The sequence below is a fragment of the Nioella sp. genome (assembly GCF_964229645.1).
Classification (GTDB): domain Bacteria; phylum Pseudomonadota; class Alphaproteobacteria; order Rhodobacterales; family Rhodobacteraceae; genus Nioella.
Genome location: NZ_CAXREX010000179.1, coordinates 18,011 through 29,744 on the forward strand (window position 1 = coordinate 18,011; position 11,734 = coordinate 29,744).

Genomic DNA, 11,734 nt, shown 5'->3' on the forward strand with positions numbered 1-11,734 from the left:
GTCATACGTTCAGCAGCAGGTGCTGACGTTCCCACGGCGAAATCTCGCGTTGGTATTCTTCGTTCTCGGCGCGCTTGATGTCGCCGTAGAGCTGGCAGAACTCTTCGCCCAGGATGGCGCGGATTTCCCCGGCCTCCTCGAAGATGTCCAGCGCCTCGCCCAGGCTGGCCGGCAGCGATTCCTCGCTTTCCCAGACCTCCACCTCGACGGCGGGGCGCGGCTCGTCCTTGTTGACCATCCCCAGGTAGCCCGCCGCCAGCGACGAGGCGATGGCCAGGTAGGGGTTGCAGTCCATGCCGATCACCCGGTTTTCCACCCGCCGAGCCTCGGGCTTCGAGGTCGGGATGCGGATGCCCGTGGTGCGGTTGTCGCTGGCCCATTCCAGGTTCGAGGGCGCGCTCTGCCCCTCGACCGTGATCCGGCGGTAGGAATTGACGTAGGGCGCCAGCAGCGGCACCAGCTGCATCAGGTATTTCTGCGATCCGCCGATGAAATGGCGGAACGCGTCCGAGGCGCTGCCATCCTTGTTGGAAAAGATGTTCTTGCCGGTCTTGGCGTCGACCACGCTTTGATGCAGGTGCATCGCGCTGCCCGGCTCGTCGCGGATGGGCTTGGCCATGAAGGTGGCGAAAATGCCGTTCTTCAGTGCCGCCTCGCGAATCGAGCGTTTGAAATAGAACACCTCGTCGGCCAGGCGCAGCGGGTCGCCATGCAGCAGGTTGATCTCGATCTGGCCCGCGCCGCCTTCCTGGATCACCGTGTCGATGCGGAAGCCGTGATCCTCGGCATAGTCGTAGATCGTGTCGATGACGGGGCCGTATTCGTCGACCGCGGCCATGGAATAGACCTGCCGGCTGGCGCCCTTGCGCCCCGTGCGCCCGAGCGGCGGCTCGATTTCCTCGTTGGGGTCGGTGTTGGGCTTGGTCAGGTAGAATTCCATCTCGGGGGCCACCACCGGACGCCAGCCCTTCTCGGCGTAAAGCGCCAGCACCTTGCGCAGCACGTTGCGCGGCGCGATGGACAGCGGCTGGCCCTCGCGGGTGGACAGGTCGCAGATGATCTGCAGCGTGGGGTCATCGGCCCAGGGCACGGCGGTTGCCGTGGCCATGTCGGGGGTCAGCACGACATCGTATTCGAGCCACTGGTTCTCGATGTTCAGGTCGACATATTCGCCCGAGATCGTCTGGTAGAAGAGCGAGATGGGCAGGAAGAAGGTTTCCTCGGGCCGGAACTTGTAGGTGGGCATTGCCTTGCCGCGGGAGGTGCCGGCGAGGTCCGGAATGATGCATTCCACCTCCTCCAGCCGGCGGCCGTCCAGGTAATCCTGGAACGCCTCTGGCAGATTGGCGATCCAATCCGCGTCGGACTTCGCTTTGCGGGGGGGTCTCATGTTGTACTGCCGCGATGGTGATTGGTCAAAAAGGCCCGGCGCGACACCGCATGCCGGGGCATGGATATCGGTCAGTCGCCTGCACTCAGAATATGATCAAAAAAGCGAAGCTGTCAATCGGGGCCGTGCGACCAAAGGTCGGGCCTCTTTGCAGGGTGGGCGGCCGAAGGGGTCGGGCCGGGGGCGCAGGGGCACCCTGCGGGTGCCGACCGCCGGGCGCGAATGGGCGGTTTTCGCCGCGCGGTCTGCCCGGGGGGTGCCCAGGGGGTGTACGGGGGGTGCACGCCGGGCACCGGGGTTTTTCGGGCCCCGACGCCGCCCGCCGGGCGGCTCAGGCGTTCAGTGCCTGGGTCATCAACTGAAGGCCCTGCTCGATATCCTCGCGGATGGCGACAGCGGTCGCCTCGGGGTCGCGCTGGCGCAGCGCCTCCAGCGCTTCGGAATGCTTGTCGGGCAGGTTCGAGGTGCCGTAGCGCCCGCTCACGACCCGGTGCGAGGGCCCGAACTGAAGCCAGAGCGAGGTCGCGATCTTGCGCAGGATCGGGGTCTGGGCAATGTCGTAGAGCGCGAAGTGGAAGCGGAAGTTGCCCTCGAGGTAGGCTTCCACATCCCCACGATCTATGGCGTCGTCGATGCGGGCATCCAGCATGTCGAGATGGGCCACCTCTTCGTCGGTGATCTTGCCAGCGGCGATCTCGGCCATCTTGGGCTCGATGGCGAAGCGGGCGAAGTAGATTTCATCGACCCGCTGCGCGCTGATCTCGGGCACGCAGACCCGGCGATTGCCCAACGCCTCCAGCGCCCCTTCGGCGGTCAGCCTGCGGATCGCCTCGCGCACCGGCGTCACGCCCGCGCCCACGGCATCCTTGAGCCCCAGGATCGTCACGCCCTGTCCCGGCCGCACCTCGCCGAAGAGAATCATGTTGCGGATCTTTTTGTAGATCGCCTCATGTTCAGGCAATTTAGGATCACTTGCGGTCACGTCACAGGCCTTCCATAGTCGGTTTCCGGGTCAATTGGTCCATTCGGATACAGGATACGGGTGATTCCCACAAAATTCTTGCGCCGAATCGAGATTTTGATCAAATAAAAAAGAAATCACTCAGTCCAACGGGAGAACTGCGGATGACTAACAGGGTTGTAATGCTGGCGGCGGCGGGGTCCATGATCGCGCTTTCCGCTGCGGCAGAAGAAGTGCGCGTCTACAACTGGTCCGACTATATCGACGAAGAACTGCTGACCCAGTTCGAGGCCGAGACCGGCTATGACCTGATCTATGACGTGTTCGATTCCAACGAACTGCTCGAAACCCGGATGCTGGCCGGTGGGTCGGGATACGACGTGGTGGTCCCCTCGGGCACCTTCCTGCAGCGCCAGATCGCGGCCGGTGCCTTCCAGGCGCTCGACTACGACATGCTGCCCAACGCGGGCAACCTGTGGGACGTGATCCAGGCACGCACCGCCCAGTATGACCCCGGCAACGTCTACGCCATCAACTACATGTGGGGCACCACCGGCATCGGTGTGAACGTGGGCCGCGTGCAGGAAATCCTCGGCGAAGACGCCCCGATCGACTCGCTGGCGCTGATCTTCGAGCCCGAGAACATGGAACGCCTGGCCGAATGCGGCGTGCATTTCCTCGACGCCCCGACCGAGATGATCCCGGCGGCGCTGAACTACCTGGGCCAGGATCCTGACAGCCACGATCCCGACGTGATCGCGCTGGCCGAACCGCTGCTGACCGCAGTGCGTCCCTACGTCCAGAACTTCCACAGCTCGGAATACATCAACGCGCTGGCCAATGGCGACATCTGCGTGGCCTTCGGCTGGTCGGGTGACATCCTTCAGGCGCGTGACCGCGCGGCCGAGGCCGATAACGGCATCGAGATCGCCTACAACGCGCCGGTGGAAGGTGCCCTGATGTGGTTCGACATGATGGCCATCCCGGCCGATGCGCCGAACCCGGCAGGTGCCCATGCGTTCCTGAACTTCATCATGGATGCGGAAAACATGGCTGCCGCGTCGAACTACGTCTACTACGCCAACGGCAACCTGGCATCGCAGGAATTCCTGGTCGAGGACGTGATCGGCGACACCGCCATCTACCCCGACGCGGCGACGCTGGAAAACCTTTACACCACCACGCCCTACGACCCGCGCGTGCAGCGTGTCGTGACCCGCATGTGGACCCGGATCAAGTCCGGCACCTGAGCCGACGATCCACCTGACCTGCAGACGCCCGGGGGCTTTCCCCCGGGCGTCCTGCGACACGACCGGGCCAAGGAGCCAGCATGAAAGCCCCCCAGAAACCTGCCGAGTTCGCCCCCTGGCTGAACCCCGACGAAGAACCGCTGATCCGGTTCGACGGCGTGACCAAGCGCTTCGGCGACTTCACCGCGATCGACGACATCGACCTCAGGATTTACCGCAAGGAATTCTTTGCCCTTCTCGGCCCATCGGGCTGTGGCAAGACCACCCTGATGCGGATGCTGGCCGGGTTCGAGACCCCCACGCAGGGCAAGATCACCATCGGCGGACAGGACATGGCGGGTATCCCGCCGAACCGGCGCGAAGTGAACATGATGTTCCAGTCCTACGCGCTGTTTCCGCATCTGACGGTGTGGGACAACATTGCCTTCGGGCTCAAGCGCTCGAAGATGTCGAAGGAAGAGATCCCCGAGAGGGTCAAGGAAATGCTGCGCCTGACGCGGCTGGAGAAATTCGCCAAGCGCAAGCCGCACCAGATTTCCGGTGGCCAGAGGCAGCGCGTGGCGCTGGCGCGGGCATTGGCCAAGGCGCCCAAGCTGCTGCTGCTTGACGAACCGCTCGGCGCGCTCGATGCGAAGCTGCGTCAGCAGACCCAGTTCGAGCTGATGGACATCCTGGAAAAGACCGGCACCACCTTCGTGAGCGTGACCCACGACCAGGAAGAGGCGATGACCGTGGCCAGCCGCGTGGCGGTGATGGACAACGGCAAGGTGATCCAGGTCGACACGCCCGCGCGCATCTACGAGACCCCCAATTCCGTCTACGTGGCCGATTTCATCGGCGAGGTGAACCTGCTGGAAGGCAGTGCGACGCTCAAGGAAGACGGGCTGGCAAGCCTGTCCTGGGCCGAGGGCAAGCCCGAGCTGATCGGCACCGCCGGCGAGGGGCTGGCCAATGGCGCCCGCGCCACCTTCGCCATCCGCCCCGAGAAAGTGGCAATCAGCGCCGAGCGCCCCGAGGACGTCAACAACGTCGTCCAGGGCCGCATCCATGACATTGCCTACCTGGGCAATATCTCGACCTATCACGTGGTCCTGGATGACGGCACGATCATCAAGGCGCAGACCGCCAACAACCGCCGCCTGTCGCGGCGCAACTTCACCTGGGAAGACGAGGTCTGGCTGTCGTGGACCGACACGGCCGGCCTGGTCCTGGCGAGCTAGGGGGCGATCATGAACATCGCCCGCCGCACGCTGATCGGGGTTCCCTATCTCTGGCTTCTGCTGCTGTTCCTGGTGCCCTTCGGGATCATCTTCAAGATCTCGCTGTCGGACGTGACCCTGGCCATTCCGCCCTACACGCCGACGCTGGACCTGTCCGAAGGCTGGTCGGGCTTCCGCCAGTTCCTGAGCGAGCTGGACTGGGAAAACTACGTCTTCCTGACCGAGGACGACCTTTACTGGAAAGCCTACCTGTCGTCGCTCAAGATCGCGCTGATCTCGACCTTGCTGACGCTCTGCGTGGGTTACCCGATCGCCTATGGCATGGCGCGGTCCGCGCCGGAATGGCGGCCGATGCTGATGATGCTGGTGATCCTGCCCTTCTGGACCAGCTTCCTCATCCGCGTTTATGCCTGGATCGGCATCCTCTCGACCGAGGGCTATCTCAACCAGTTCCTGCTGTGGACGGGCATCATCTCGGACCCGTTGCAGATCATGAACACGCATACGGCTGTCTATATCGGCATCGTCTACACCTACCTGCCCTTCATGATCCTGCCCATCTACGCCACGCTGGAGCGGATGGATGAAAGCCTGCTGGAAGCAGCCGAGGACCTGGGCTGTTCGCGCTTCTCGGCCTTCTGGCTGATCACCTTTCCGCTGTCGCGCTCGGGCATCATCGCGGGCAGCTTCCTGGTGTTCATCCCCGCGCTTGGTGAATTCGTGATCCCCTCGCTTCTGGGCGGATCGGGCACGCTGATGATCGGCAAGGTGCTGTGGGAAGAGTTCTTCTCGAACCGCGACTGGCCGGTGGCCAGCGCCGTGGCAATCATCCTGCTGTTGATCCTGGTGATCCCGATCATCCTGTTCCAGAAGAACCAGCAGCGCCAGCAGGAGGCCGAGGCATGAGACGGTTTTCCTGGTTCAACGCAACCGCGCTGACGCTTGGCTTTGCCTTCCTCTACATCCCGATGATCATCCTGGTGGTCTACAGTTTCAACTCGTCGCGGCTGGTGACGGTCTGGGCGGGCTTCTCGACCCATTGGTATGGCGAACTGTTCCGCGACCAGGCGTTCCTCGATGCGGCCTGGGTGACGCTTCGGGTGGCCTTCGTCTCCTCGACCCTGGCGACGGTGCTGGGGACCATGGCGGCCTATGTGCTGGTGCGCGGCGGGCGGTTCTTCGGGCGGACGCTGTTTTCGGGCATGATCTATGCGCCGCTGGTGATGCCCGAGGTGATCACCGGCCTTTCGCTGCTGCTGCTGTTCATCTCGATCGGGCTCGACCGGGGGATCTTCACGATCATCCTGGCGCATACGACCTTCTCGATGTGTTACGTGTCGGTCGTGGTGTCCTCGCGCCTGGTCAGCTTCGACCGCTCGCTTGAGGAAGCGGCGCTTGATCTCGGCTGCACGCCGTGGGACGCGTTCAAGTCGGTCACCCTTCCGCTGATTGCGCCCGCGGTGATCGCGGGCTGGCTTCTGGCCTTTACCCTGTCGCTCGATGACCTGGTGATTGCCTCCTTCACCGCAGGCCCCTCGGCCACGACGCTGCCGATCAAGATCTTCTCGTCGGTCCGCCTTGGCGTCAGCCCCGAGATCAACGCGCTGTCGACCATCCTCATCGCCCTGGTGACGATCGGGGTCGTGTCGGCGTCGCTGGTCAGCAAACGCCGCATCGTCCAGCAGCAGCGCGACGAACAGATGGCAGAACAGACGGCATAAGCAGACAAGACCATGAGACAGGAATACGAAGCCTATTGCGCCGCCCACGGGCGGCCCGAGCGGATCGAGCTGATGCTGTGTGACATCAACGCGATCCTGCGCGGCAAGTGGTTGCCCGGCGATGCCGTGGGCAAGCTGGAGGCGGGCGCGGTCAAGCTGCCCTATTCCACCTATGCCCCCGCGATCATGGGCAACGAGGTCGAAGCCACCGGGCTCGGCATCGTCGTGGGCGATCCCGACGGGGTGCTGGTGCCCGTGCCCGGCACGCTGAGACCGGTGCCCTGGATGCCCGGCAACGTGGCCCAGTTGCAGGTCGAGATGCTGACGCCCGACGGCCATCCCAGCCCGATTTCGCCCCGCGAAGTGCTGAAGGCCATGCTCGAACGGTTCGCAGAGCGCGGCTGGCGTCCGGTCGTCGCGACCGAGCTGGAATTCTACATCCTGCGTCCGCGCGAAAAGGGGGACGATCCCCCCCGTCCGCCCGCGCGCACGCCCATTGCCCAGAACTACGACCTGGAGGTCGTGGCCCGGCAGGAGGCGATCCTGACCGAGATCCTTGCCGCCTGCGAGGCGCAGGGGCTGGAGACCGACACGCTGATCGCGGAATACGGTCCCGGCCAGTTCGAGGTGAATTTCCACCACACCGACGACGTGCTGCGCGCGGCCGAAACCGCGATCTTCTTCCGCCGCCTGGTGCGCGGGGTCGTGGCCCGGCACGGCATGGAAGCCACCTTCATGGCCAAGCCCTATGCCGATGCGCCGGGCAACGGGATGCATGTGCACTGCTCGGTTCTGGACCAGGACGGCAACAACATCTTTACCCCCGGCCCGTCCGAGGGCAGCCCCTCCATGGTGCTGAAACAGGCGGTGGCCGGTGTGCTCGACACCATGGCCGATCTCCAGGTGATCTTCGCGCCGCACATGAATTCCTACCGTCGCTTCCAGCGGATGAGCTTCGCCCCCTCCGGTCCCGATTGGGGGCTCGACAACCGGTCCGCCGGGGTGCGCCTGCCGGAAACGGAAGGCAAGGGCGCGCGGCTGGAACACCGGATCGCGGGGGCGGACGTGAACCCCTACCTGGTGCTGACCGCCATCCTTGGCGGCATCCTGCACGGGTTCGACACCGATCCCGAGCTGCCGCCATCGCTGGATGAACCGGGCGCGCAACATGCCGACCCGCTCGGCCACGACTGGTTCGACGCGGTGGAACGTTTCGCCGACTCCGATCACGCCGCCGAGGTCTTTGGTGAAGAGTATCGTGGCGTCCTGGTGGCGGTGAAGAACGACGAGGTGCAGACGCTGACCAGCCTGATCACGCCGGTCGAATACCGCTACTACCTCAGCCGCCTGTGACCTGATGCGCCGCCTCTACGAGCCCATGGCCTATGGCCGCGCGCCGATCGCGGAAAGCTTCTGGCCGACCACGGTGGCGCAGATCCCCGAACACGGGCCGGTCGCGGGCGAGGTCGAGGCCGATGTCGCCGTGATCGGAGCGGGCTTTACCGGGCTCAACGCGGCGCTGGCGCTGGCCGGGGCCGGGTGCGACGTGGTGGTGCTGGAGGCCGAGCAGCCCGGGTGGGGCGCTTCCGGTCGCAATGGCGGCTTTTGCTGCCTGGGCGGGGCCAAGGCGGGTCCCTCCGAGCTGTTGACCCGGTTCGGAGAGGAGGACACCCGCGCCTATTACCGGGCCGAGCGCGCGGCGATTGATCATGTGGCGGCGCTGCTGGATACCCATGGCATCGAGGCCGACACCCATTCCGTTGGCGAAACCCTTCTGGCTTTCCGGCCGAAGGACATGCGCGTGCTGGAGCAGCTTTCCGATGAGATGCGCCGTTTCCAGCAGGTCGAATGCGAACTCCTGCCGCGCGAGGCGCTGGCCGGGCGAGGGCTGGCCAGCCCCGAGTTTCACGGCGCGCTCACGACCCCGATCGGCTTCGCACTCAACCCGATGAAATACGCGCTTGGCCTGGCTTGTGCCGTTCAGAAGGCAGGCGGGCGGATCTTCGGGCAATCCCCGGTCACCCGCATCGCGTCGCAGGCGGGGCGGCACCTGCTGACGACGCCTGCGGGCCAGGTGCGGGCAAAGCGGCTGGTCGTGGCCACGAACGGCTACAGTTCCGATGATCTGCCGGGCTGGATGGCGGGGCGCTACCTGCCGGTGCAGTCCAACGTGCTGGTCACCCGGCCCCTGACGGAGGAGGAACTGTCTGCGCAGGGCTGGACCAGCCTTCAGATGTGCTATGACACCCGCCATCTTCTGCATTACTTCCGGCTGATGCCCGACAAGCGCATGCTTTTCGGCCTTCGCGGCGCGATGAAGACGACACCGCGCGCCCATGCGCAGACCCGGGCCATCGCGCGCGCCGATTTCGAGCGGATCTTCCCCGAATGGCGGCACGTGGAGACCCCGCATTTCTGGTCGGGCCTGCTGGCGCTGGCGCGCGATCTCGTGCCTTATGCGGGGCCGATCGAGGGGATGGACAATGCCTGGGTCGCCATGTGCTACCACGGCAATGGCGTCGCCATGGGCAGCTATGCCGGGCGGCTTCTGGCCGCGCAGATCCTGGGCGACGGGCCAGACACGCCCAACCCCTTGCGTTCCGCGCCAAGACGGTTTGAACTGGGCCGCTGGCGGCGCGCCGTGCTGCCTTTCGCCTACAGCTATTACGGCCTTCAGGACCGGGGATAAGAGATGAGCAAGAGACCCGTCATCGGCATTCTGGAAACCGGCCGCCCGCCGGAAGAGCTGGCGCCCGAGCATGGCAATTACCCCTCGATGGTCCAGGATTGGCTGGACCTGCCCGAGGCGGAATACAAGAGCTTCGCCGCGCTCGATGGCCAGTTGCCCGACAGCCCGCGCGCAGCGGACCTCTGGGTCATCACCGGCTCGCGGTTCGGGGTCTATGACGGGGACCCGTGGATCGCCGCGCTGGAAGGGTTCGTGCGCGACTGCCGCGATGCGGGCGTGCCGATGGTGGGCATCTGCTTTGGCCACCAGGTGATCGCGCAGGCGCTTGGCGGCAAGGTGGGCAAATCCGACAAGGGATGGGGCCTGGGCGTGCATGATTACGCGGTGCATGACTGGCCCGCGGCGCTCGGCGCAGCCCCGGAGAAGATCTCGATCCAGGCCTATCACCAGGACCAGATCTTCACTCCGCCCGAGGGCGCCGAGACCATCGCCAGCAGCGATTTCTGCGACTACGCGGCGCTGTGGTATCCGGGTTTCGCTCTGACCGTGCAGGGCCATCCGGAGTTCGGCAAACCCTATACCAAGGCGCTTCTGGAAAGCCGCCGGGGCACGGTTCTGAAACCGGACGAGGTCGACGTGGCGCAGGGCTCCATGGGCAAGGACGTGACGCGGGGTGATCTCGCGCGCATCGTGCGCGAGCACCTGCTCTGATCTGACCGGTCGCAGACCGGGGGCGGCGATGTGCATCGCCGTAAGACCTGGCCTCACCGGGTTTTCAAAATCCTTTCAAGGATTTTTCCGCGCCACCCGCCGGGTGGCGCCCCCGCCCACTTCCCCGGCCAGCCAGTCACGCAGGGCCACCAGCGGCGGGTAGTCGGCCCCGGCTTCGGGCCAGACGAGGTAGTAGGACCCGAACCGCCCCGCCTCCGATTGCGGCAGCGCCACCAGCGCGCCAGAGGCGAGCTCCGCCCCGATCAGGAAGCGCGGGACCAGCGCGGCCCCGAGCCCCTGCTTGGCGGCTTCGATCATCGTGGCGAACTGGTCGAACTGCACTGCCACCCGGTCCTCGGTCCCCAGCCCATGCGCCATGAACCAGCGCCGCCACGCGCCCTTGCGGCTTTCGATCTGAAGCCGGGGCAGCGCGGCCACGTCGGCGGGCAGGGCGACCCTGCGGGTCGTAAGCAGCGACGGCGAGGCCACCGCGACATTCTCCTCCTCCATGAGCTTGAGAAACCCCGCACCGGGCCAGTCACGCTGGCCGAAATGGATCGCGGCGTGGAACTCCTCCCGCGCGAAGTCGAAGGGATGGGTGCGGGTGGCGAGGTTCACGGTCACGCCGGGATGGGCCGCCATGAAGCCCGGCAGGCGCGGGGCCAGCCAATAGGTGCCGAAGGCGGGCAGGATGGCGAGGTTCAGCAGGCCCCCATGCGGGTTCGAGGCCAGAGAGAGGGTCGCGCTGGCGATGGTGGCAAGCGCGCCGCGCAGCTCCTTCGCATAGGCGGCCCCTGCCGGGGTCAGGGTCAGGCGCTGGCGGTCGCGGGTAAAGAGCCGTTGCCCCAGCCGGTCCTCCAGCTTCTGCACCTGCCGGCTGACCGCGCCCTGCGTGAGGTCAAGCTCGGCCGCGGCCTGGGTGACGGATCCAAGACGCGCCACGGCCTCGAAGGCTGAAAGCCAGGGCAGGGGGGGAAGGAAGCGGCGGGGTAAAGTCATTCCGTTTTGTAATGATATTCTGACGGAATGTCGATAGAACGGGCGCTACACGGATGCTAAACCATGCACGGACGTCAAGAAAGCCCTCACGATGACCGAATTCCGCCGTTCCCGTCGCGCTGGCCAGCTGGCCCTGTCCGAGATCGTTCGCATTTCCGAGGCCGCGCGGGCCCTGCGCGCCGAAGGCCGCGATGTGCTGACCTTCGGCACCGGCGAGCCCGACTTTCCCACGCCACGCCACGTGATCGACGCCGCGCACCAGGCGGCCCTCAACGGAGAAACCACCTATCCGCCGACCCAGGGCACGCCCGCGCTGCGCAAGGCCATCGCCGAGTCCGCGGGCTTTACCGCCGATCCGGCCGAGGTCATGGTCTCGACCGGGGCCAAGCAGGTCATCGCGAACGCGTTTCTCGCCACGCTCGACCCGGGCGACGAGGTGATCCTGCCCGCGCCCTACTGGACCAGCTATGCCGATATTCTCACGATCTGCGAGGCAGAGCTTGTGGCGCCGAAATGCGGGGCGGAAACCGGCTTTCGCCTGACGGCAGATACGCTTGCCGCCGCGATCACGCCGAAAACCCGCTGGCTTTTGCTCAACAATCCCGGCAACCCCTCGGGCGCGCTCTATTCCAAGGCCGAGCTTGAGGCGCTGGCCGAGGTGCTGCGCGCCCATCCGCATGTCTGGGTCATGGCCGACGAGATCTACGAACATATCGCCTTCGACCCCTTCACCTCCTTCCGCAACGCGGCCCCCGACCTTGCAGCGCGCACGCTGGTGGTCAATGGCGCCTCC

General features: G+C 65.5%; 11 protein-coding genes. 8 read left to right on the forward strand and 3 right to left on the reverse strand.

Going from position 1 to position 11,734, the window contains the following annotated elements:
• Nucleotide 1: 1 nt before the first annotated feature.
• Complete coding sequence (locus ACEQXV_RS11755) at nt 2–1,390, reverse strand: glutamine synthetase family protein (protein ID WP_370269294.1); 1,389 nt, start codon at nt 1,388–1,390, stop codon at nt 2–4.
• 331 nt (nt 1,391–1,721) lie between these two features.
• On the reverse strand, nt 1,722–2,372 hold the full coding sequence (locus ACEQXV_RS11760; RefSeq protein ID WP_370254651.1) for a GntR family transcriptional regulator: 651 nt from the start codon (nt 2,370–2,372) through the stop codon (nt 1,722–1,724).
• Nucleotides 2,373–2,515: 143 nt separating this feature from the next.
• On the opposite strand from ACEQXV_RS11760, the gene ACEQXV_RS11765 reads away from it, so the two are divergent.
• From ACEQXV_RS11765 to ACEQXV_RS11795, 7 genes are all read left to right on the forward strand, one after another.
• On the forward strand, nt 2,516–3,601 hold the full coding sequence (locus ACEQXV_RS11765; RefSeq protein ID WP_370254654.1) for a polyamine ABC transporter substrate-binding protein: 1,086 nt from the start codon (nt 2,516–2,518) through the stop codon (nt 3,599–3,601).
• 80 nt (nt 3,602–3,681) lie between these two features.
• The gene (locus ACEQXV_RS11770; protein WP_370269295.1) at nt 3,682–4,821 is read left to right on the forward strand and encodes an ABC transporter ATP-binding protein; all 1,140 of its coding nucleotides are present in this window, start codon (nt 3,682–3,684) and stop codon (nt 4,819–4,821) included.
• 15 nt (nt 4,822–4,836) lie between these two features.
• A complete protein-coding gene (locus ACEQXV_RS11775) occupies nt 4,837–5,727 on the forward strand; it encodes an ABC transporter permease subunit (RefSeq protein ID WP_370254689.1) in 891 nt (296 codons plus the stop codon).
• Nucleotides 5,724–6,542: an ABC transporter permease gene (locus ACEQXV_RS11780; RefSeq protein ID WP_370269296.1), complete on the forward strand. Its 819-nt coding sequence runs from the start codon at nt 5,724–5,726 to the stop codon at nt 6,540–6,542. Before ACEQXV_RS11775 ends, ACEQXV_RS11780 begins: the two co-directional genes overlap by 4 nt.
• A 12-nt stretch (nt 6,543–6,554) precedes the next feature.
• Nucleotides 6,555–7,895 (forward strand): glutamine synthetase family protein, encoded by a 1,341-nt coding sequence (locus tag ACEQXV_RS11785; RefSeq protein ID WP_370269297.1) that lies wholly within the window; start codon nt 6,555–6,557, stop codon nt 7,893–7,895.
• Between the two features lie 4 nt (nt 7,896–7,899).
• Nucleotides 7,900–9,231 (forward strand): NAD(P)/FAD-dependent oxidoreductase, encoded by a 1,332-nt coding sequence (locus ACEQXV_RS11790; RefSeq protein ID WP_370269298.1) that lies wholly within the window; start codon nt 7,900–7,902, stop codon nt 9,229–9,231.
• Nucleotides 9,232–9,234: 3 nt separating this feature from the next.
• Nucleotides 9,235–9,942, forward strand: coding sequence for a type 1 glutamine amidotransferase (locus tag ACEQXV_RS11795; RefSeq protein ID WP_370254660.1), 708 nt, complete (start codon nt 9,235–9,237; stop codon nt 9,940–9,942).
• Between the two features lie 75 nt (nt 9,943–10,017).
• Here the strand turns inward: ACEQXV_RS11795 and ACEQXV_RS11800 are convergent, their stop codons facing one another.
• Nucleotides 10,018–10,941 (reverse strand): LysR family transcriptional regulator, encoded by a 924-nt coding sequence (locus ACEQXV_RS11800; RefSeq protein ID WP_370269300.1) that lies wholly within the window; start codon nt 10,939–10,941, stop codon nt 10,018–10,020.
• 91 nt (nt 10,942–11,032) lie between these two features.
• On the opposite strand from ACEQXV_RS11800, the gene ACEQXV_RS11805 reads away from it, so the two are divergent.
• The coding region (locus tag ACEQXV_RS11805; RefSeq protein ID WP_370269301.1) for an aminotransferase class I/II-fold pyridoxal phosphate-dependent enzyme at nt 11,033–11,734 on the forward strand (702 nt) is incomplete at its 3' end.